Origin of the sequence: Streptomyces sp. f51, assembly GCF_037940415.1 — a bacterium.
Lineage (GTDB): Bacteria > Actinomycetota > Actinomycetes > Streptomycetales > Streptomycetaceae > Streptomyces.
This window is the reverse complement of record NZ_CP149798.1, coordinates 2,960,711-2,982,250: the sequence shown is the minus strand read 5'-3', so window position 1 is coordinate 2,982,250 and position 21,540 is coordinate 2,960,711. Positions and strand designations below refer to the sequence as shown.

Annotated in this window: 18 protein-coding genes, 1 tRNA gene and 1 riboswitch; of the genes, 15 read left to right on the top strand and 4 right to left on the bottom strand. The window is 70.9% G+C overall.

Annotated elements, in window-relative coordinates; translation table 11 throughout:
* The first annotated feature begins 98 nt into the window (after positions 1–98).
* From WJM95_RS13025 to WJM95_RS12970, 12 genes are all read left to right on the top strand, one after another.
* Positions 99–926 carry a glycoside hydrolase domain-containing protein gene (locus WJM95_RS13025; protein ID WP_339129792.1) on the top strand — a complete coding sequence of 276 codons (828 nt, stop codon included), beginning with the start codon at positions 99–101 and terminating at the stop codon, positions 924–926.
* A 233-nt stretch (positions 927–1,159) separates the two neighbouring features.
* Positions 1,160–1,819, top strand: coding sequence for a SurA N-terminal domain-containing protein (locus WJM95_RS13020; protein WP_339129790.1), 660 nt, complete (start codon positions 1,160–1,162; stop codon positions 1,817–1,819).
* 207 nt (positions 1,820–2,026) lie between these two features.
* Positions 2,027–3,055, top strand: coding sequence for a nucleoside triphosphate pyrophosphohydrolase (locus WJM95_RS13015; protein WP_339135527.1), 1,029 nt, complete (start codon positions 2,027–2,029; stop codon positions 3,053–3,055).
* A 339-nt stretch (positions 3,056–3,394) separates the two neighbouring features.
* Positions 3,395–4,666 (top strand): cytochrome P450, encoded by a 1,272-nt coding sequence (locus WJM95_RS13010; protein WP_339129788.1) that lies wholly within the window; start codon positions 3,395–3,397, stop codon positions 4,664–4,666.
* A gap of 248 nt (positions 4,667–4,914) precedes the next feature.
* Positions 4,915–5,856: a transglycosylase family protein gene (locus WJM95_RS13005; RefSeq protein WP_339129786.1), complete on the top strand. Its 942-nt coding sequence runs from the start codon at positions 4,915–4,917 to the stop codon at positions 5,854–5,856.
* A 183-nt stretch (positions 5,857–6,039) separates the two neighbouring features.
* A riboswitch (cyclic di-AMP (ydaO/yuaA leader) is annotated at positions 6,040–6,233 on the top strand.
* A gap of 4 nt (positions 6,234–6,237) precedes the next feature.
* Positions 6,238–6,936 (top strand): transglycosylase family protein, encoded by a 699-nt coding sequence (locus tag WJM95_RS13000; RefSeq protein ID WP_339129785.1) that lies wholly within the window; start codon positions 6,238–6,240, stop codon positions 6,934–6,936.
* 332 nt (positions 6,937–7,268) lie between these two features.
* The gene (gene eno / locus WJM95_RS12995; RefSeq protein WP_037628200.1) at positions 7,269–8,555 is read left to right on the top strand and encodes a phosphopyruvate hydratase; all 1,287 of its coding nucleotides are present in this window, start codon (positions 7,269–7,271) and stop codon (positions 8,553–8,555) included.
* A 141-nt stretch (positions 8,556–8,696) separates the two neighbouring features.
* Positions 8,697–9,173, top strand: a complete 477-nt coding sequence (locus tag WJM95_RS12990) for a septum formation initiator family protein (RefSeq protein ID WP_339129784.1) — start codon at positions 8,697–8,699, stop codon at positions 9,171–9,173.
* Between the two features lie 38 nt (positions 9,174–9,211).
* Entirely contained in the window at positions 9,212–9,778 is a 567-nt protein-coding gene (locus tag WJM95_RS12985) for a DUF501 domain-containing protein (RefSeq protein ID WP_339129783.1), read from the top strand.
* Positions 9,775–10,746, top strand: a complete 972-nt coding sequence (locus WJM95_RS12980) for a Ppx/GppA phosphatase family protein (protein WP_339129782.1) — start codon at positions 9,775–9,777, stop codon at positions 10,744–10,746. The genes WJM95_RS12985 and WJM95_RS12980 overlap by 4 nt, the downstream gene beginning before the upstream one ends.
* Positions 10,747–11,318: 572 nt before the next feature.
* On the top strand, positions 11,319–12,707 hold the full coding sequence (locus tag WJM95_RS12975) for an NAD(P)/FAD-dependent oxidoreductase (protein ID WP_339129781.1): 1,389 nt from the start codon (positions 11,319–11,321) through the stop codon (positions 12,705–12,707).
* 250 nt (positions 12,708–12,957) lie between these two features.
* Positions 12,958–14,247 (top strand): cyclopropane-fatty-acyl-phospholipid synthase family protein, encoded by a 1,290-nt coding sequence (locus tag WJM95_RS12970; protein WP_339129780.1) that lies wholly within the window; start codon positions 12,958–12,960, stop codon positions 14,245–14,247.
* Positions 14,248–14,349: 102 nt separating this feature from the next.
* Here the strand turns inward: WJM95_RS12970 and WJM95_RS12965 are convergent, their stop codons facing one another.
* Both WJM95_RS12965 and WJM95_RS12960 read right to left on the bottom strand, forming a co-directional pair.
* Positions 14,350–16,878, bottom strand: coding sequence for an FtsX-like permease family protein (locus WJM95_RS12965; protein ID WP_339129779.1), 2,529 nt, complete (start codon positions 16,876–16,878; stop codon positions 14,350–14,352).
* A 64-nt stretch (positions 16,879–16,942) separates the two neighbouring features.
* On the bottom strand, positions 16,943–17,743 hold the full coding sequence (locus WJM95_RS12960; protein ID WP_339129778.1) for an ABC transporter ATP-binding protein: 801 nt from the start codon (positions 17,741–17,743) through the stop codon (positions 16,943–16,945).
* 588 nt (positions 17,744–18,331) lie between these two features.
* Between WJM95_RS12960 and WJM95_RS12955 the strand changes: the two genes are divergently transcribed.
* Both WJM95_RS12955 and WJM95_RS12950 read left to right on the top strand, forming a co-directional pair.
* Positions 18,332–18,414 (top strand) — tRNA-Leu (locus tag WJM95_RS12955).
* 394 nt (positions 18,415–18,808) lie between these two features.
* On the top strand, positions 18,809–19,690 hold the full coding sequence (locus tag WJM95_RS12950; RefSeq protein ID WP_339129777.1) for a Bax inhibitor-1/YccA family protein: 882 nt from the start codon (positions 18,809–18,811) through the stop codon (positions 19,688–19,690).
* Positions 19,691–19,826: 136 nt separating this feature from the next.
* Here the strand turns inward: WJM95_RS12950 and WJM95_RS12945 are convergent, their stop codons facing one another.
* A complete protein-coding gene (locus WJM95_RS12945; protein WP_103550712.1) occupies positions 19,827–20,057 on the bottom strand; it encodes a DUF4287 domain-containing protein in 231 nt (76 codons plus the stop codon).
* A 104-nt stretch (positions 20,058–20,161) separates the two neighbouring features.
* On the opposite strand from WJM95_RS12945, the gene WJM95_RS12940 reads away from it, so the two are divergent.
* Positions 20,162–20,473 carry a hypothetical protein gene (locus WJM95_RS12940; RefSeq protein WP_339129775.1) on the top strand — a complete coding sequence of 104 codons (312 nt, stop codon included), beginning with the start codon at positions 20,162–20,164 and terminating at the stop codon, positions 20,471–20,473.
* 55 nt (positions 20,474–20,528) lie between these two features.
* On the opposite strand, the gene WJM95_RS12935 is transcribed toward WJM95_RS12940, so the two are convergent.
* A complete protein-coding gene (locus WJM95_RS12935) occupies positions 20,529–21,326 on the bottom strand; it encodes a hypothetical protein (protein ID WP_339129774.1) in 798 nt (265 codons plus the stop codon).
* Between the last annotated feature and the right edge of the window lie 214 nt (positions 21,327–21,540).

The following is a 21,540-nucleotide window of genomic DNA, read 5'->3' as shown; positions in this document are numbered from 1 at the left end:
AAGTTGACCTGTTTCGTGCCGTGCGCGCCTCCTCGCGCGCTGTGTTCGCCGTCATCGCGCGACCGGCCGTACCACCGAACAAGCAGGGGTAGGTTCACTTGTCCGAGCATCGTCAGTCGCGCAAGCGCAGGTACGTCACCTGGGGAGTGGCCGGGGTCGCGGTCGTCGCCGGCGCCGGTGTCGCCGCGCAGACCTCCATGGCGGCCACGACCTGGCCCGCCCAGAAGACCTTCACGGGCCGCGCCTTCGACACCTGCGCCGCGCCCTCGCTCAGCGCGATGACGGCCTGGCACACCGGTTTCTACGGGGCCGCGGCCGTGTACATCGGCGGCAAGAACCGCGGGTGCAACCAGCCCAACCTCACCGCGTCCTGGGTCAAGTCGGTCAGCACCATGGGCTGGAAGCTCGTCCCGCTCTACGTCGGCGCCCAGCCCTCCTGCCAGACAGGGAGCAGCCCCGAGAAGATCACCGCCGCGACCGCCGCCTCGCTCGGCGCGGCCGACGGAGCGGACGCGGTCGCCAAGGCCTCCGCCCTCGGCATGAAGGCCGGCAGCCCGGTCTACCTCGACATGGAGTCGTACGACATCACGAACAAGGCGTGCAACGACGCCGTGCTCACCTATGTGCGCTCCTTCGACAAGGCCCTGCGCGCCAAGACGTACCGCTCCGGGTACTACGGCTTCACCAGCTCCAGCGCCAAGGCGATCGCCACCGCGGCCGACAAGACGGACCTGCCGGGCAACCTCTGGTACGCGCTGTGGGACAAGACCAACACCACCACCAGCGACTGGCCTTGGGGTTCCACCCAGTTCACGGACCACAGCCGTGCCCACCAGTACATGGTCAACAGCAAGGAGACCATCGGCGGGGTCACGATCACCGTGGACCGCGACGCCTGGGACGCGCCGGTCGCCATCACCGGCTGACGCGGGGGACGACCACTCGGGGGACCGCGGCGGCGGGGCGATCGGGCGACCGGTCGGCCCGCCGTCACCCGTACGGGCGGACAACGGCCGTTCCCCGAGGCGGGGAAGTCCCGGCGGTGCCCGAAGTCGTCGTGAATCGTTGGTCGAATGGCTGGCCGAGAGGCGGGCCACTGCCTACCATCGATCACCGCAAGACTTTGTGCACCGTCGCACAATCTCCTCGGGAGGCTTCCTTGCACCGCCGCCGTCGCACCGCGCTCGTCCTCTCCGCCGCGATCGTCGCCGCGGCCCCCTTGCTCACCGGCTGTGGCAGCACCGCCCATCCGGGCGCGGCGGCCGTTGTCGGCGACACCCGGATCACCGTCTCGCAGCTGGAGAGCCGGGTCGGCGAGGTGCGCTCGGCGCAGCGGGCCGCCAGCAAGGACGACGCCCAGTACGCGCAGGTCGTCGCGAGCACCGCGAGCCTGACCCGCGACACCCTGCACGGCATGGTGCTGGACCGGGTCCTCGACCGGGCGGCCAGGAACGCCGGTGTGACCGTCACCCGCAAGGACTCCCAGCAGATGCGCGCGGCCCTGGAACAGCAGGCGGGCGGCTCGAAGGCTTTGGAGACGGCCTGGCTGTCGAACTACGGCGTGGCTCCCAAGCGCCTCGACGACAGCCTCCGTACGGAGATCGAGGCCCGCAAGCTCGCCGCCGCGCTCGGCGTCGACATGAACACCACCGCCGGCAAGGCCGCCTTCTGGAAGGCCATGTCCTCCGCCTCCCAGCAGCTGCGGGTCGACCTGAACCCGCGCTACGGCGCCTGGGACGTCCAGAAGAGCAGCCGGGTCGACGCCAGGACGCCGTGGCTGCGCGAGGTCTCCGCGGCGGCCCCGCAGCAGCCCGCCTAGCCCGCCGGGGGGCGACGGACCGGCGGCGCCCCCCAGCCTGTGGACAACTCCGGGGGTGTCGGCGGCGTGGGTTACGTTCGAGGGGTGAACGCAACCAGTGAACCGACGGGGGCCGCTCAGGGCGGTCAGTGGAGTGCGGCCGGCCCGACCGCGGAGAGCGCGTCCGCGGCCGCCGTGACCGCGGCGGGCGACACCACCGCCGACGCGATCGCCGAGGAGGCGGGCGACGGCGGTCCCGGCCGGATCGTCCTGCTCACCACCAGCCACCGGGTCGCGCCGGGCCTGCTGTCCTGGCAGGCATGGCAGGCGCTGCACGCCGCCGACCGGGTGCTGTGCTCGGACGGCGCGCACCCGCAGGTGCCCTATCTTCGCGAGGCCGGCGTCGGCGTCGACACGGAGTCCCCGACCGCGCGGGAGCTGGTCGACGCGTGCGAAGGCGGGCGCACGGTGGTCGTCGTCGCCACCGGCGAGGGCGATGCCCGGCTCACCGACGGTCTGGCCCGTCTCGCGGGCTCCGGCCGCATACGGATGCCCGACCTGGAACTGCTGCCCGCCTCGTACGACCTGCCGGGTGCCCGGCTGCTCGACCTCGTCCAGGTGATGGACCGCATCCGCGCCGAGTGCCCCTGGTCGTCCCGCCAGACGCACGAGGGCCTGGCGAAGTACGGCCTGGAGGAGGCGTACGAACTCGTCGAGGCCATCGAGGAGGGTGACCGGGACGAACTGCGCGAGGAACTGGGTGACGTGCTGCTCCAGGTCGTCTTCCACTCCCGGATCGCCGAGGACGACCCGGAGGCCCCGTTCTCGATCGACGACGTGGCCGGGGGGATCGTCGCCAAGCTGATCCACCGCCACCCCCATGTCTTCGGGGACGAGACGGCCACCACGCCCGAGGAGGTCAAGGAGCACTGGCTGCGGACCAAGGCCGAGGAGAAGCGGCGCACCTCCGTGACCCAGGGCGTCCCGCTCGGCCAGCCGGGCCTGGCCCTGTCGGCCAAGCTGTCGTCCCGGGCGCGCACGGCGGGACTCGACGTCCCGCTGCCCGCCGGGGAGGGCGTGGGGTACGAACTGCTGGCGATGGCCGTACGGGCCGAGGCCGAGGGCGTCGACCCCGAGGCGGCCCTGCGCGCGGCGGCACGCACGTACCGCGACGCGATCCGCTCGGCGGAGGGCCACACGGAGACCATGGGGGACGAGGGTTTCGCCGAGGACCACGAGGACGACGGCGACGACTAGGACGACCGCGGGCGCGCCGGCCGGGGTGGCGGTGAGCGCGGCGGCCGGCGAGCCCGGCGACCGGGTCTTGGCGGGCACGGCGACATGGGTGCCGAGGGTGTGGCGGTCGTGGTGCGGTGGGCATGGCGACGCGGGTGTCGAGGCACGGCGGCCGTGGTGTGGTGGGCACGGCGCGCGGGGCGACCGCGAGGCCGGTGGCCGGGACGGCGGTGAGCCGGGCAGGCGACCGTCGGGCCGGGGCCGGGGCCGGGGCCGAGGTCGCGATCCGGTGGGTGTGCCCGGGGTGTCCCGGAAGCGGGCGGGCGGGAGGCCGTCGGCCGCTGCGGATACCGTCGGGGAGTGACCGAGCACGAAGCCACCTCCAGCGCCGCCCCCGAACTCTTCACCTGGGAGTTCGCCACCGACCCCTACCCGGCGTACGCCTGGCTCAGGGAGCACGCGCCCGTGCACCGCACCCGGCTGCCCAGTGGCGTGGAGGCATGGCTCGTCACGCGGTACGCCGACGCCAAGCAGACCCTCGCCGACCAGCGGCTGTCCAAGAACCCCGCGCACCACGACGAGCCCGAGCACGCGAAGGGCCGGACCGGGATCCCCGGGGAGCGCAAGGCCGAGCTGATGACGCATCTGCTGAACATCGACCCGCCGGACCACACCCGGCTGCGGCGGCTCGTCAGCAAGGCGTTCACACCCCGGCGCGTGGCCGAGTTCGCCCCGCGGGTGCAGGAGTTGACGGATCAGCTCATCGACGGGTTCGCGGCCCGGGGTTCCGCCGACCTCATCCACGAGTTCGCCTTCCCGCTCCCCATCTACGCCATCTGCGACCTGCTCGGCGTCCCGCGCGAGGACCAGGACGACTTCCGGGACTGGGCGGGCATGATGATCCGGCACGGCGGCGGGCCGCGGGGCGGGGTCGCCCGGTCCGTGAAGAAGATGCGCGGCTATCTCGCCGAGCTCATCCACCGCAAGCGCGAGGCACTGACGGCGGAGCCCGAGCCGGGCGAGGACCTCATCTCCGGGCTCATCCGCGCCTCCGACCACGGTGAGCACCTCACCGAGAACGAGGCCGCCGCGATGGCCTTCATCCTGCTCTTCGCCGGGTTCGAGACGACGGTCAACCTCATCGGGAACGGGATGCACGCCCTGCTGACCCACCCCGGGCAGCGGGAGCGGCTCCAGACCTCCCTCGCGGCCGGGGAGAGCGGGCTGCTGGAGACGGGTGTGGAGGAACTCCTGCGCTACGACGGGCCCGTGGAACTGGCCACCTGGCGGTTCGCGACCGAGGACGTGCGGATCGGCGGACAGGACATCGCGGCCGGCGACCCCGTGCTCGTGGTCCTCGCGGCGGCGGACCGTGACCCCGAACGCTTCGAGGATCCGGACACGCTCGATCTCTCACGACGTGACCTTCAGCACTTGGGCTACGGCCACGGCATCCACTACTGCCTGGGCGCGCCGCTCGCCAGGCTGGAGGGGCAGGCCGCGCTCGGAACGCTCCTCAGCCGGCTTCCCGACATCCAACTCGCCGGAGAATCGGCCGATTTGCGCTGGCGCGGAGGGCTCATTATGCGGGGATTGCGCACGCTTCCGGTGGAGTTCACCCCGGTCAAATAGGCCTTGATCGGCCCATCGCCGACCCTTCGTCACCCCTGCTGAAGTGATCCTTCCGCATACCGGAAAGAGCGCTCCCACGGCTACCGGAACATGACGGTCCATCAAATCTGTGATCTTCGCGTGATCTGTACTGCATCGACTTGTAACCAGCGATCGACTGCGGCTACGTTCACCCATCAACGCGGCACCCATGCTTCCGGATTGACGGGAGCCGCGCTGCTCCCCGCTGTCACGCGAAAGGCTTCCGCATGCTCTCCGGGAACGGCCGTCACCGTCGCCCTCGTCAGGCTCCCGCGCTCATCGTCGCCGCGGGGGTGACCGGATCGGCGATCGCCATCCCGCTGCTCGCCGCGGCGAGCGCGAGCGCCGCCGACGGAACCACCTGGGACCGGGTGGCGCAGTGCGAGAGCGGTGGCGCGTGGAGCGCCAACCAGGGCAACGGCTACTACGGCGGCCTTCAGCTCGACCAGGACAACTGGGAGGCGCACGGCGGCCTCGACTACGCCCCGACCGCCGACCAGGCCAGCCGCTCGCAGCAGATAGCCGTCGCCGAGAAGGTGCTCGCCGACCAGGGTCTCAAGGCGTGGCCGACCTGTGGTCCGCTCTCCGGGCTCAGCAAGGGCTCGGGCGAGATCAGCGTCGACACGGGCGTGGCCGGCGACTCGTCGGGCGGCGACGACTCCAGTTCCTATGTTTCCTCCGGTTTGTCGACTACGCCCAGTTCGTCCGCTTCGAGTGACGCGTCCGGTTCGGGCGGCTCCTCGGCCTCGGCCGACAGCACCCCGGCGCCCAGCGCCTCGCAGACCTCCGGCACCGCGGACGCGACGGCGGACAAGACCGACAAATCGGCTGATTCGTCCAAGTCGGTCCAGAAGAAAGCCTCTTCGAGCGCCTCCGCCACCCCGGGCAGCGGTACCGGACGGCACCGCGGCGAGGCCTCCGAGAACACGGCCGGCGACGCCGCCGACGGCTCCGCCGGACGGCACGCGGCGAGCGCCGGGAGCGACACCGCCGACGCCTCGTACGCCGCACAGGTCTTGGGCAGCATCTGGGACGGTTCCGACGACCTCGGCCTCGGTACCGACTGGGACAAGCTGGCCGCCGCCGACACGTCGGCCGCCGACAGTGGTCCCGGCCTCGTCGTCCCTGGTCGGAGCATTGCCGTCGTCGCCGAAACGGCCCAGCAGTAGCGGGAGTTCGCGTCACGGTTCGCTGCGGAATGTCCCATTTGGTGCAAGTGAGAGATGGGTCTCAGAAGCCCTGATCGTCTTTGAATTTCCGCCGATCGACTGCTTACGGTCGTGACCGCTCGCCACAGCGGGCCCCGACGGTCGCAACGCCGAATCCTGCCAACGGCCGTACGGGAACAGTCGTCGCGTCATGCGCCGTAGGCAGGAGCGGGGGACCCAAGGTAAGTGCCGGGCCCGGGAGTCGAGAGACGTCCGGGATCGGCTTGGGGTGAAGCCGCGTGCCGGATGTCCTGGAGACGGGATCCGAGGCACGTGGCCGGGCAACTCATTCGGCCCGAACCCGACAGCTCACCTCGCAGGCGTCGGTGAGGGGATCTCTCCATGCTGTTCTCCAGCAAGGGCAAGCACCGCCGCCCGAACAAGGCCACCCGCGTCGCCGCTCTCGCCGGTGTCACCGGTGTCGCCATCGCCGCCCCGCTGATGGCGGCCGGCAGCGCCTCCGCCGCCACCGCCTCCGAGTGGGACGCCGTCGCCCAGTGCGAGTCCGGCGGCAACTGGTCGATCAACACCGGCAACGGTTACTACGGCGGCCTTCAGTTCTCCTCCTCCACCTGGGCCGCGTACGGCGGCACCGCCTACGCCTCGAGCGCCGACCAGGCCTCGAAGTCGCAGCAGATCGCCATCGGCGAGAAGGTCCTGGCCGCGCAGGGCAAGGGCGCCTGGCCGACCTGCGGCACCGGTCTGTCGAGCACCCCGTACGGCGGCGGCTCGGCCCCGGCGGCCCCGTCCGCGCCCTCCTCGTCGAGCGCCTCGCAGAGCGCCCCCGCCACCCGTACGACGGAGCAGCCCGCCTCCCGTTCCGCGGAGCGCCCCGCCGCCCAGAAGACCGTCACCACGCCGACCGGCAAGAAGGTCAAGAAGGGTGACGGCGAGTACAAGGTCGTCAAGGGCGACACCCTGAGCTCGATCGCCGAGAAGAAGCACGTCAAGGGCGGCTGGCAGAAGCTGTTCAAGCTGAACAAGGACATCGTCGCCGACGCCGACGTCATCTACCCGGGCCAGCAGCTGCACCTCCACTGAGCAGTGCGGCACGCCGGCCGACCGGCCTCCTTCGGCGGAGGGAGGCCGTGGACCGGCGCCGCACCGCCCGCGCGAGCGAAAGCTCCCTCGTGAGGCCCCCGCACGGAGACCTCCGAGGTTCCCCGTCCCCACGGGCTCCCCGCTCCGGCGCGTGTTCCCCCGCACGCACCGGAGCGGGGTTTTTTATGTCTTTTTTTGTTCCGTTCAGGAACAATATGTACGCTCAGTTCCGCTCAAGGGGTGGTCGATCGCTGGCCGATCCCCGTGAGCCGGTTAGGCTCATCCCGCGGGGCTGCCAAGCTCCGCGTACCCGCGTCACATCCCATAAGGAGATGCTCGTGCCGTCCATCGACGTCGTCGTAGCCCGGGAAATCCTGGACTCCCGAGGCAACCCCACGGTCGAGGTCGAGGTCGGCCTCGACGACGGCAGCACGGGTCGTGCCGCCGTTCCGTCCGGCGCTTCCACCGGAGCGTTCGAGGCCATCGAGCTTCGCGACGGTGACCCCAACCGCTACCAGGGCAAGGGTGTCGAGAAGGCCGTCCTCGCCGTCATCGAGCAGATCGGCCCGGAGCTCGTCGGCTACGACGCCACCGAGCAGCGCCTGATCGACCAGGCGATGTTCGACCTCGACGCCACCGACAACAAGGGCTCGCTCGGCGCCAACGCCATCCTCGGCGTCTCGCTGGCCGTCGCGCACGCCGCCTCCGAGGCGTCCGACCTGCCGCTCTTCCGCTACCTGGGCGGCCCGAACGCGCACCTGCTGCCCGTTCCGATGATGAACATCCTGAACGGCGGCTCGCACGCCGACTCCAACGTGGACATCCAGGAGTTCATGATCGCCCCGATCGGCGCGGAGTCCTTCTCCGAGGCCCTGCGCTGGGGCGCCGAGGTCTACCACACCCTCAAGAAGGTGCTGAAGACCAAGGGCCTGTCCACCGGACTCGGCGACGAGGGCGGCTTCGCCCCGAACCTGGAGTCCAACCGCGCCGCCCTCGACCTCATCGTCGAGGCCATCAAGCAGGCCGGCTACGTCCCCGGCGAGCAGATCGCGCTCGCCCTCGACGTCGCCGCGTCCGAGTTCTACAAGGACGGCAAGTACGAGTTCGAGGGCAAGTCCCGCTCGGCCGCCGAGATGACCGAGTACTACGAGGAGCTCGTCTCCGCGTACCCGCTCGTCTCCATCGAGGACCCGCTGTACGAGGACGACTGGGCCGGCTGGAAGGTCATCACCGACAAGCTGGGCGACAAGGTCCAGATCGTCGGCGACGACCTCTTCGTCACCAACCCGGAGCGTCTGGCCCGCGGCATCGAGGAGGGCTCCGCCAACGCCCTGCTCGTCAAGGTCAACCAGATCGGTTCGCTGACCGAGACCCTGGACGCCGTCGAGCTGGCCCAGCGCAACGGCTTCAAGTGCATGATGTCCCACCGTTCCGGCGAGACCGAGGACGTCACCATCGCCGACCTCGCGGTCGCCGTGAACTGCGGTCAGATCAAGACCGGCGCCCCGGCCCGCTCGGACCGCGTCGCCAAGTACAACCAGCTGCTGCGCATCGAGGAGATCCTCGACGACGCCGCGGTGTACGCGGGCCGCTCGGCGTTCCCCCGCTTCAAGGGCTGAGCGAGCACGGCCTTCTAGGGCTGAGCCGCACGGCTCGTCCCGCGCCCTCCGTACGTCCCCGTACCCGGTCCCGTACCGTGTGCGGGGACGTACGCACGTGACGGGCCCCCACCGCGGGCCGGCAGCGGGGAGGCGGGACTCATGGCCGTGAAGGACCGGGACCGGTTCTCCACCTCGACCAGGCTGAAGCTGCTCGGCGAGCAGACGGCGGCCAGGGTCTACCGCTCCCAGACCAAGCGGCAGGCGCGCCGCTCCCGGCTCACCGGCCGGGCCGCGCTCCTCGCCATGGTCCTGTGCACCCTGATCGTCGCCCTCGCGTACCCGATGCGGCAGTACGTCTCCCAGCGGGCCCAGATCGGCGATCTGGAGCGGCAGCGGGAGCAAGCCAGGCAGCGGGTCGAGCAGCTGCGCGACCTCAAGGCGCGCTGGCAGGACGACGCGTACGCCGAGCAGCAGATCCGGCAGCGGCTGCACTATGTGATGCCGGGCGAGACCGGCTACGTCGTGATCGACCCGGACGCCGCGAAGCAGGCCCGCGCCCAACGGAGCACCGCCGACCGCCCCTGGTACACCAACGTCTGGGACGGCGTGGACAAATCCGACGCCGCAGACCGCTGACGACCATGAACTGACCAGAAAGACACGTGACTCACGGCATGGAAACGCCACCGCCCACCACCCCGCGCACCGAGCCCACCGACGCCGACGTCGAGGCCTTCAAGCAGCAGCTCGGCCGCCCGCCGCGCGGGCTGCGCGCGATCGTGCACCGCTGTCCCTGCGGCCAGCCGGACGTGGTGGAGACGGCGCCCCGCCTCCCCGACGGCACGCCGTTCCCGACCACGTACTACCTGACCTGCCCCCGGGCCGCGTCCGCGATCGGGACGCTGGAGGCCAACGGGGTCATGAAGGAGATGACCGAACGCCTGGCCACCGACCCCGAGCTGGCCGCCGCCTACCGCGCCGCGCACGAGGACTACATCGCGCGCCGTGACGCCATCGAGGTCCTGGAGGGCTTCCCGAGCGCGGGCGGCATGCCCGACCGGGTGAAGTGCCTGCACGTCCTGGTGGCCCACTCGCTGGCCGCAGGACCGGGCGTCAACCCGCTGGGCGACGAGGCCATCGCGATGCTGCCCGAGTGGTGGCGCAAGGGCGCCTGCGTCACCCAGGCCGGCGACACACCGAAGGCGGAGGGCTCCGCGGAGTCCGTGGAGGACGGCCGGTGACCCGGGTCGCCGCCGTCGACTGCGGTACGAACTCCATCCGCCTGCTGGTGGCCGACGTGGACCCGAGCACGGGCGAACTCGCCGACCTGGACCGGCGCATGACGATCGTGCGGCTGGGCCAGGGCGTCGACCGCACCGGGAGGCTCGCCCCCGAGGCGCTGGAGCGCACCTTCGCCGCCTGCCGCGCCTACGCCGACGTCATCAAGGAGCACGGCGCCGAGCGGCTGCGCTTCGTGGCCACCTCCGCCTCCCGGGACGCCGAGAACCGGGACGAGTTCGTGCGGGGCGTCCTCGACATCCTCGGTGTCGAGCCCGAGGTCGTCACCGGCGACCAGGAGGCGGAGTTCTCCTTCACCGGCGCGACCAGGGAGCTGACGGGACGCGACGACCTGGCCCTGCCCTACCTCGTGGTGGACATCGGCGGCGGCTCGACCGAGTTCGTCGTCGGCGACGACCACGTGCGCGCCGCGCGCTCCGTGGACGTCGGCTGCGTACGGATGACCGAACGCCACCTCGTCCACGACGGAGTCGTCAGCGACCCGCCCACCGCGGAGCAGGTCGCGGCCATGCGCGCCGACATCGAGGCCGCCCTCGACCTCGCCGAGGAGACGGTCCCGCTGCGCGAGGCGCGCACCCTGGTGGGGCTGGCCGGCTCCGTCACCACGATCGCGGCGATCGCGCTGGGCCTGGACGCGTACGACTCGGAGCGGATCCACCACTCCCGGGTCTCCCTCGCGCGCGTCCGCGAGATCACGGAGTGGCTGCTGCGCTCCACCCACGCCGAGCGCGCGGCGATCGGTTCGATGCACCCGGGCCGGGTGGACGTGATCGGGGCCGGCGCGCTCGTCCTGCTCTCGATCATGGAGCGGACCGGCGCGGAGGAGGTCGTGGTCAGTGAGCACGACATCCTCGACGGCATCGCGTTCAAGGCGGCCGAGGAGGCCGAGGCGGGCCGGCGGGGCGACTGACCGGCACACGCCGACGAACCCGCAACGGGCGTGCGACGGCCCCGGCTCCCCTTCCCGGGCGGCCGGGGCCGTTCGTGTCCCCGGTGGCCGCACAGAGCCTCTGACGCGCTCGTCCGGCGACGCCGCGCAGGCGTGGCACGGGTCTCCTTTGCTACCGATCAGTAGCCTCGGCTGAGCGGAACGGATAGCGTATGAGCGTGTCCGAGGGGGTCCTGGAACCCCTCCGACGGGGTCCCGCCGAGAAAGTTCGTGAAGTTCTTCACAAGGAAAAAGGCCCTGCTGGGCGACGAAGGGGCCACTTGGACCCTTTCCCGGGGCTCGGGCGGTCCGGCAGCATGATCCGTGAAGCGTTGCGGCCGCGTTTCGGGGCGGTGAAACACAGGTGCGGTCCGCTCGGCCGAACGGGTTGGGCCGCAGCTCACACGGTGTTGACAACGGTACGAACCGTACGGTGGTCCACCCGGGCTGCCATGGCCCCGATCGTGGGGGCCGCGGAGTGTAGCAGAGCCCCTGCCCGAGCTTGTGAAGGGGCGCACGAGCGACCCCCCTGAAGCAGGTGGATACTCGATGGCATGAGCACCACGGAGCGTCCCAGGATCCTCGTAGTAGGCGGTGGGTACGTAGGCCTGTACGCAGCTCGGCGCATCCTCAAGCAGATGCGCTACGGAGAGGCGACCGTCACGGTCGTCGACCCCCGGTCGTACATGACCTACCAGCCCTTCCTCCCCGAAGCCGCCGCCGGCAGCATCTCGCCGCGGCACGTCGTCGTCCCGCTGCGGCGTGTACTTCCCAAGGCGGAGGTCCTCACCGGCCGGGTCACCACCATCGACCAGGACCGCAAGGTCGCCACGGTCGCCCCCCTCGTGGGCGAGGCGTACGAGCTGCCTTTCGACTACCTCGTCATCGCGATGGGCGCGGTCTCCCGCACCTTCCCGATCCCCGGCCTCGCCGAGCAGGGCATCGGCATGAAGGGCATCGAGGAGGCCATCGGCCTGCGCAACCACGTCCTCGAGCAGCTCGACAAGGCCGACTCCACCACGGACGAGGACGTCCGCCGCAAGGCGCTGACCTTCGTCTTCGTGGGTGGCGGCTTCGCCGGCGCCGAGACGATCGGTGAAGTCGAGGACATGGCCCGCGACGCGGCCAAGTACTACAGCAGCGTGTCCCGCGAGGACATGCGCTTCATCCTCGTCGACGCCGCGGACAAGATCCTTCCCGAGGTCGGCCCCAAGCTGGGCCAGTACGGCAAGGAGCACCTGGAGAGCCGCGGTGTGGAGATCTACCTCTCCACCTCGATGGACTCCTGCGTCGACGGCCACGTGGTGCTGAAGAACGGCCTCGAGGTCGACTCCAACACGATCGTCTGGACGGCCGGCGTCAAGCCGAACCCCGTTCTCTCCCGCTTCGGTCTGCCCCTCGGCCCGCGCGGCCACGTGGACACCCAGACCACCCTCCAGGTGCAGGGCACGGACTACATCTGGGCCGCGGGCGACAACGCCCAGGTCCCGGACGTCGCCGCCCGCAAGGCCGGCGTCGAGAACGCCTGGTGCCCGCCGAACGCGCAGCACGCGCTGCGTCAGGCCAAGATCCTCGGCGACAACGTGATCTCCGGCATGCGGGGCTTCCCGCAGAAGGAGTACGCGCACGCCAACAAGGGCGCCGTGGCCGGTCTCGGTCTGCACAAGGGCGTCGCGATGATCGTCATGGGCAAGATGAAGATCAAGCTCAAGGGCCGTCTCGCCTGGTACATGCACCGTGGCTACCACGGTCTGGCCATGCCGACCTGGAACCGCAAGATCCGCGTCTTCGCGGACTGGACGCTCGCGATGTTCCTCAAGCGCGAGGTCGTCTCCCTGGGCGCCATGGAGACTCCGCGCGAGGAGTTCTACGAGGCCGCCAAGCCGGCCCCGGCCGCCCCCGCGGCGGCCGTGAAGACCGAGGAGAAGGCCAAGGCCTCCTGACCCTCCGTCACCGAACGCCCCGAAGGGGCCGCCCGCCATCCGTGGTGCGGGCGGCCCCTTCGGCGTTCCCCGCCCCGCGGCGCCCGGACCCGCGGCCCGCACGGCCCGCCGGCCCCTGCCCCGCCGTTCACCGCGTGGTGCGTACACACATTTTGCGAATCTGTGTCGCGGAAGCGGGACTGCGCGCTGAGCGGGTAGATGTTTACCGGGTGTCGGAGCGTTCGGGAGTGCTGTCTCGGAGGTGTACGCCATGCAGGACGCCGCGCCGCGGCTCAGAAGACTTGTCGAACAATTGCTGGGAGCCCCGCTCCCGTTGCGCGTCCGCGCCTGGGACGGTTCGGAAGCGGGCCCTCCCTCGGCTCCGGCGCTCGTCGTCCGCAACCGGCGCGCCCTGCGCCGGCTCCTGTGGAAACCCGGCGACCTCGGACTCGCCCGCGCCTGGGTGTCCGGCGACCTGACGGTCGAGGGCGACCTGTACACCGCCCTGGCCCTGCTGTCCGGGCTCGTCTGGGAACGCGGACCGGACGCGCGCGGGCTCGGCGCGGCGCTGCGCGACCCCGAGGTGCGCGCGGCGGTGCGCGGGCTGGTGAGGATGGCGGGGCCGCCGCTGCCGCCCGCCCCGCCCGCGGAGGAGGTGCGCCGCCGCCGCCACCTGCACACCAGGCGCACCGACCGACGGGCCATCAGCCACCACTACGACGTCGGCAACGACTTCTACGAGATCGTCCTCGGCCCGTCCATGGTCTACTCGTGCGCCTACTGGGAGGACGGCTCCACCCTGGAGGAGGCCCAGCGCGCCAAGCTCGAACTCGTCTGCCGGAAGCTGGATCTGAAGCCCGGTCAGCGGCTCCTGGACGTCGGCTGCGGCTGGGGCTCGATGGCCGTGCACGCCGCCCGCGACCACGGCGCGAACGTGGTCGGGGTGACGCTGTCGCAGGAACAGGCCGCGTTCGCCCGCAAGCGGGTCGCCGACGAGGGGCTGACGGACCGGGTGGAGATCCGGGTGCAGGACTACCGGGACGTCACCGACGGGCCCTACGACGCGATCTCCTCCATCGGCATGGCCGAACACGTCGGTGCCGAGCGCTACCTGGAGTACGCCGAGGTGCTGGGCAGCCTCCTGGCCCCCGGCGGGCGGCTGCTCAACCACCAGATCGCGCGGCGTCCCGAGCGCGACGAATCCTCGTACTCCGTCAACGAGTTCATCGACGCCTATGTCTTCCCCGACGGTGAACTGGCGCCCGTCGGGACGACCGTGACGCAGCTCGAACGGGCCGGGTTCGAGGTGCGGGACGTCGAGGCCCTGCGGGAGCACTACGGACTCACCCTGCGCCGCTGGGTCGCCAATCTGGAGGCGGGATGGTCGCGCGCCGTCCGGCTCACCGGGGCAGGCCGGGCCCGCGTCTGGCGTCTGTACATGGCGGCCAGCGCGGTCGCCTTCGAGGCCAACGAGATCGGCGTCAACCAGATCCTGGCGGTGAAGACTCCGGGCGCGACCGGCGCGTCCGGGATGCCGCTGCGGGCGAGAACCTGGAACTGAGGCCCGCGAAGCCGCAGGCGGAGGGGGTCCCGCTCCGGACGGAACGGGACCCCCTCGGCCTCCCGGCCGGTCCGCCGCAGCGGCCGGGCCGGACGCGTCCTGTCACTCGGACTTGATCGCCGTCAGCATGTTCAGACGGGCCGCCCGGCGGGCCGGCCAGAGCGCCGCGAGGACACCGACCGTGGCCGCGAGCAGCAGGAAGAGCGCCATCCGCCCCCAGGGCAGGACGAGTTCGTACGTCGGCATCCTGCTGCCCAGCAGCTCACCGGCCGCCCAGCCGAAGAACACGCCGAGACCGATGCCGAGGACGCCGCCGAACAGCGAGATGACCAGGGACTCCAGGCGGACCATCCGCTTGATGCCCTTGCGGTCCAGGCCGATCGCGCGGAGCATCCCGATCTCCTGCGAGCGCTCGAAGACGGACATCGCGAGGGTGTTGACGACCCCGAGGACGGCGACGATCACGGCCATCGCGAGCAGGCCGTAGAGCATGTTCAGCATCAGCGTGAACATCTGCGCGATGTCGTCGGAGATGTCCTGCTTGTCCTGGATCTTGACGGCCGGGTTGTCGCCGAGGGCCTTCGCCAGCCGGTCCTTGGCCGCGTCCGAGGCGCCGCCCGACGTCTTCACCATGACCTGCATGTCGGAGGCGTCCCGCTGGTGCGGGGCGAGCGTCGAGTTGTCGAGCATGATGCCCCGGATCATCTCGTTGGCCTTGTACACCCCGGCGACGGTCAGACTCTGCTTCGCGCCGTCCTCGTAGGAGACCCGGAAGTCCGAACCGGCCTTCCAGCCGTGGGACGTGGCCGTGTCCGAGTCGACCACGACCCGGGTGCCGCCGACCGTGAAGGCGCCTTCGGTGACGTCGAGGTCGGTGAGCTTCCCGATGGCCGAGCCGTTGACCCCGGTCAGGAACTCCGTCTGCCGGTCGATGCGGGAGGGCGCGTTGCGCAGCGGGCTGAGGTCGGTGACCCCGTCGACCGAGGCGAGCTTCTTCTCGACGTCGGGGGAGAGGGAGTTGCCGTTCGCCATCGACACGACGTAGTCCGCCCGGATCGCCGAGCCGGCCATCTTGTCGATCGACCTCTGGAGGCTGCCCGCCATCACCGTCATGCCGGTGATCAGCGTGAGCCCGATCATCAGCGCCGAGGCGGTGGCGGCCGTACGGCGCGGATTGCGCACCGAGTTCTGCCGGGCCAGCTTGCCGGAGATCCCGAAGACCCGCAGCACGGGGGCCGCCGCGGCGATCAGCGGACGCGACAGCAGCGGGGTCAGGACGAAGACGCCGATGATGAGTAGCACCGCGCCGAGACCCATCGGGGCCTGGCCGTCCGAGCCGTTCATGGTCGTGGCGTAGAGGACCACGGCGATGCCTGCGGCGGAGAGCAGCGCGCCGATCGAGTTCCGCAGGACCAGGGACTTCGTCGTCGCCTTCGCGTGGACGCTGCTCATCGCGGCGACCGGCGGGATCTTCGCGGCGCGGCGGCCCGGCAGCCACGCGGCCAGCATCGTGACGAGGACGCCCACGAGCAGGGCCGTGCCGACGGTTCCGGGCGAGACGACCAGCGGGCCGTCCGGCACGGTCGCGCCGAGGGTGCCCATCAGGGAGCGCATCGCGGCACCGATGCCGATGCCCGCGGCGAGTCCGCCGACGGCAGCGACCGCGCCGACCACGAACGCCTCGATCAGCACCGAGCGGGTGACCTGGCGGCGGGAGGCGCCGACGGCGCGCAGCAGGGCCAGCTCCTTGGTGCGCTGGGCGACGAGCATGGTGAAGGTGTTGGCGATGATGAACGTGCCGACGAACAGGGCGATCCCGGCGAAGACCAGCAGGGCCGTCTTCATGCCGCTCATCGCGGTGGAGATCTGCTCGGCCTGGTCGTCGGCGAGCTGCTTGCCGGTGATCGTGGAGGCGGTGCCCTTGGGCACGACGGCGTCGATCGCGGCGCGCAGCGCGTTCTGGCTGGTGCCCGGCGCGGCCTTCACGTCGATCTCGTCGTAGGAGCCGGCCGAGTGGAACAGGCGCTGCGCGGTCGGGGTGTCGAAGAGGGCGAGGCTGCCGCCCGCGGCGACGTTGCCGTCGTCGGTGCTGAAGACGCCGGCCACGACGGGTTCGAGGACGGGACCGTCCACGGACAGGCGCACGGTGTCGCCGACCTCGTACCCGGCCCGCCTCGCGGTCTCGGCGTCGATCGCGATCTCGCCGGCGCCGTGCGGCGCGTGTCCGGCCGTCAGCGGATAGCGGGGGTCCTTGTCGCCCCAGTAGTTGCCGCCCTGCGACTGGAAGCCGCCGCCGATGAGCTTGCCGTCCTTGTCGGCGATGGCGGTGAAGCCGTTGACGACACCGATCGCGGAGGCGGCTCCCGGGACCCCGGCCGCCTTGTCGAGCAGGGGCCGCGTCAGCTTGTGCGTCCGGCCGACGGTGTCGCCCGTGTCGGCCGCGCTCTCGGGGCGGACGGCGACGTCGACCTGGTCGAAGCCCTTGGCGGAGCTCTTCTGGTAGGCGTCCGAGATGGTGTTGGTGAAGACCAGGGTCCCCGAGACGAAGGCGACGCCGAGCAGGACGGCGAGCACGGTCATCAGGAGCCTGGCCTTGTGCGCGAACACGTTGCGCAAGGCGGTACGGAACATGGGTCTTCTCAGTCCAGGTGTACGAGGAGAGGAGTGGGGGAGCGTCGGGAGGGCCCGGCCCGCGTCAGCTCGTGCGGTTCTTGCCGTCGAATTCGGCGGTCCGGGGGTTTCCCCCGGGAAGGTTCCGCATGAGGTCCAGGACGGAGTCGGCGGTGGGCTCGAGGATCTCGTCGACGATCCGCCCGTCGGCGAGGAAGACGACCCGGTCCGCGTAGGCGGCGGCCACGGGGTCGTGCGTGACCATGACCACGGTCTGGCCCAGTTCCCGTACGGAGTTGCGCAGGAAACCGAGGACCTCCGCGCCCGAGCGCGAGTCGAGGTTTCCGGTCGGCTCGTCGCCGAAGATGATGTCGGGGCGGGAGGCGAGGGCGCGGGCGACGGCGACGCGCTGCTGCTGGCCGCCGGAGAGCTGCGAGGGCCGGTGGCCGAGCCGGTCCGCCAGGCCGATCATCTTGATGACGGTGTCCAGCCACTCCTTGTCGGGCCTGCGGCCCGCTATGTCCATCGGGAGGGTGATGTTCTCCAGGGCCGTGAGCGTCGGCAGCAGGTTGAACGCCTGGAAGATGAAGCCGATCTTGTCCCGGCGCAGCTTGGTGAGCTGCTTGTCCTTCAGCGAGCCGAGCTCGGTGTCGCCGATGCGCACCGAGCCCGAGGAGAAGGTGTCCAGCCCTGCCACGCAGTGCATCAGCGTGGACTTGCCCGACCCCGAGGGGCCCATGATCGCGGTGAACTCGGCCTGCCGGAAGTCGACGCTGACCCGGTCGAGCGCGACCACCTGGGTCTCGCCCTGTCCGTAGACCTTGGACAGTTCCGTGGCGCGGGCTGCGACCGCGGTGCTTGTGCCGGCGAGGGGGGTGGTGGTCACGGGAGGGTGCTCCTGTCGGGACGAGGACGGTGCTGGGGACGTGTTCCATCGTCCGTGCCGATCCACGGGATGTAGTCACCCGCTGTTCCGGTTCCGGGGGCAGTCTCGGGTCGGACCGGGAGCGGCGGTGTCATACCTGGGGATGACGGAGTGCCCCGAGAGCCGTCCGGGTCGGGCGCCGGGCGGGTGGAAGCGGAATCCGCCGCGCATCCCGCCGGGGACGGACCGGGCCGGCTGCGGTGGGGGCGTCGGGGCGTCCGGGGGCGGGACGTCGTGGGGGCGGGCGGACGTCTCCGGGGAAGGGCGCCGCCGGGGCACGGAGGGCGCGCGTCCGGACGCCTTGCTCCTGGAAGCACGGCCGGTACCTGGTCCGCGGCTCGTCGCGCTCGCGCTCGGACGGTGAAATTCCGTCAATCCGCGTACGGGGGCCCGGCGCGTCCGGGAGGCTGGTGGCAAGTGCTGACGGCCTGTGCAGCGTGCTGATGCACCCTCAGACGCCAATAAAATAAGACAACATCGGTACGCACGCCCGCTGTTCGGGTGACGCGTCCCGATAGGCTCGGAACCTCGATGCGGAGCCCATGGTCTGCCCGGATGGTGGAATGCAGACACGGCGAGCTTAAACCTCGCTGCCCCTCGCGGGCGTACCGGTTCAAGTCCGGTTCCGGGCACTTCCCGTCCCTGCGACGCAGGACGCGGGCCACAGTCGGAACTCTCCGGGCGTGGCCCGCCGGCTGCATCTCCGGTCGCCCCTCACCCTCTCCGCGCCACCCGTCGGCCCCGGTCCCGGCCGCTCCCGTTCCCTCTCCCCGCCGCCCTCTCGCGCACCCCGGCGTGACGCTGCGTGAACACCGCGCCCGCCCGTCGGCGGTGCCCGTGCGAGCGCGGCCGGGCCGCCGCCGTGAAGAGGGGTGTCACGGCTTCGTACCAGTGCGCGCATAGCAGGGGGCACACGCGTACGGTGGCACAACGAGGGAAAGATCCTCCTCAAGCACTAGGGTCATTCCTTTGCCTACCCATTACCCTTGACGCCAAGGCCACGCACGGTGGCCATGGAGGAGTGAAATGAGGAGCAGTAACCCGGTCTTCTCGCGACGGGGGTTCAGCCGCGACAACGGCTACGCGGGCTTCAACGCGGCGCCGCAGGCCGGGGGACCCGCTGTCGGCACACAGGGGAACCCGTACGCCCAGCAGGGCGGCAACCCCTACGCGCAGAACCCGTACGCACAGCAGGACCTTCAGTACGGCGCTCCGCCGCAGGCCCCGGTCACCACCGGCCGCATGACGATGGACGACGTCGTCGTGCGCTCGGCCATGACGCTCGGCACCGTCGTCGTGGGCGCCGTCCTGGCCTGGGCGCTGCTGCCGGTCTCCGCCACGAGCTACGGCCTGGCCATCGGCTCCGCGCTGGTCGCCTTCGTGCTCGCGATGGTGCAGTCCTTCAAGCGCACCGCCTCGCCCGCGCTGATCATCGGGTACGCCGCCTTCGAAGGCGTCTTCCTCGGTGTCGTCAGCGAGATGTACAACTCGCAGTGGCACGGCGCGCCCTTCCAGGCCGTCCTCGGCACCATGGCGGTCACCGGTGCCACCCTGCTCGTCTACAAGGCGGGCTGGATCCGGGTGACCGCGCGGTACGCGCGCATCGGCATGACCATCGCCATCGCCTTCATCGCCGTCATGGCGGTGAACCTGCTGCTGGTGGTCTTCGGTGTCGCCCCGGACGGCGGACTGCGCAGCAGCGGCCCGCTCGGCGCGATCGTCGGCATCCTGGCCATCCTGATCGGCGCGTTCTTCCTGACCCTCGACTTCAAGCAGATCGAGGACGGCATCGCCTACGGCGCACCGAAGGAAGAGGCGTGGCTGGCCGCGTTCGGCCTGACCGTGACGCTCGTGTGGATCTACCTCGAGATGCTGCGGCTGGTCGCCATCTTCAGCGGCAGGGACTGATCGCCGCCGGCGGCCCGACAGGCCGCCGGGTGAGCTGAGGGAAGGGCCCGCGAACCACCAGTTCGCGGGCCCTTCGTCATGGGTGCCGTCCGTGACGTGCGTGTCGTCGGATGCCTGTCGTCTCGGTGGTGCGCGCTCACAGCAGCTTGCGCGCGGCCCTCCTCAGGTCGTACTCGTGGATGATCGCTTTGGCGTGGCCGTACGCGAGGTCGTGCTCGGCGCGGAGCCAGCTGACCTTCTCCTCGAAGCGGAAGAGCGCGGGGCCTTCGTCGACGGTGCGAAGCCAGTCGGAGATCTCACGACCGGTGCAATGGGGGATGCGGGCGAGCAGGTTGCGATGGGTCTCCTCGGAGAAGACTTGGGACATCGGCGCCTCCGAACGCAAAGGGGATGTAAGCCGGTCCTTCACGCCACCGTGCCTGAGGGTTGGGTTGTTGGCAACAGTCCCGCCGCTGCGCGTAGTCTCGCGGCGTGCTGGATACGACGCCGTTGACCCGAGCCGTGGACCATTTCGCCGACCGGTTGCGGGCCGCACCGCAGAGCCGCCTGCAACGCAGCGCCGCGGCCGAGGCGCTGGGGCTGGCCAGGGAGTTCGCCGTGCGCGCCCAGCGGGTCGAGGACCCGTCGGGGGAGCCCCGGGAGATGCCGGACGCCGGGATGTTCGCCGCCGCCGACCAAATCACGGTCGCCGCGCACGACTTGGCCCTCGTACTGAAGAACGAGGAGGAACTGGCCGAAGCGGTCACGCTCGTGGCCGAGGCACAGAAACGCGCCGGGGTCTGACCTCTCGGTCGACTCCGGCGCGATGGGCCGTGCGGTCCGCCCCGCGGGGCGGACGCTACAGGGACGCTATGACGCGGTCCGCCAGGATGTAGACGTTCTCCTCGCCGAAGGCGAAGGTCAGGGCGTAGGCGCCCGAGACGCCGGAACCGCCGAGCAGGAACGGGGCCTGGCCGGCCGTCAGGGCGGCGGCGAGCCGCTGCGCGGTCTCGCGGTGGCCGGGCGTCATGCACAGCGTCGTGCCGTCGGCGAAGACGTAGACGTCGAGGGTGCCGAGCGGGCCGGGACGGACGTCCGCCAGTTCCGTACGGGACTCGGCGAGCTCCTCCAGGCGGGCCACCGTGCGTTCGTGGTCGTTGACCACGGGTGACTGGACCGGAACGAAGTCCGGATGCGAGGGGTGACGGCGGCGGGCCGCGGCGAGTTCGGGGGAGTCCCCGGCGGTACCGGTCTGGAGGAACTCCTCCAGGTCCGTGCCGGTCTCGGCCACCGGCTCCAGGTGATCGAGGCCCGCGAAGTCGGAGTGGCGCGGCAGGAACAGCTCGCTGTCGGGCAGCCCGAGCAGCGAGGGAGCGTCGGAGGCGTCACGCGCCTCCTGGGCGGCCCAGAAGGCCCGCGCCTCGGCGAGCTCCCGCTCCCGCTCGTCGGCCAGTGCCTCGGCCACGGCTGTACGTATCTCGTCCGCGTCGGCGCTTCCGCGCGCCGCGGGCACGAGAGCCCGCGCCGCCCCGGCACGGGTCGCGACGAGTTCACTGTGCAGGGCTGCGACCTGCCGACGCACACCTCTCAGGGTGCGCAGAACGGCGACGCCCACGGCCGCGCTCGCGGCGGTGGTGAGCAGCAGAGCAATCGGCATGGCGCTCACTGACGTACTCCCGGTTCAAAGTCGGCCCCCGACTTCCTACATCAGCTTGAAGGGCGAACCATCAAACTGTCAGTGCGTAACGTCACGAACAGGACAGGACTTTGTGCCCCAGGTTTAACCCTGCACGCATCTGACCTGCGGAAATACCCTTCCGAGGGGACATAGGTCACATCTTGGAAGGGATTGGATCACAAATCGGCCCAGA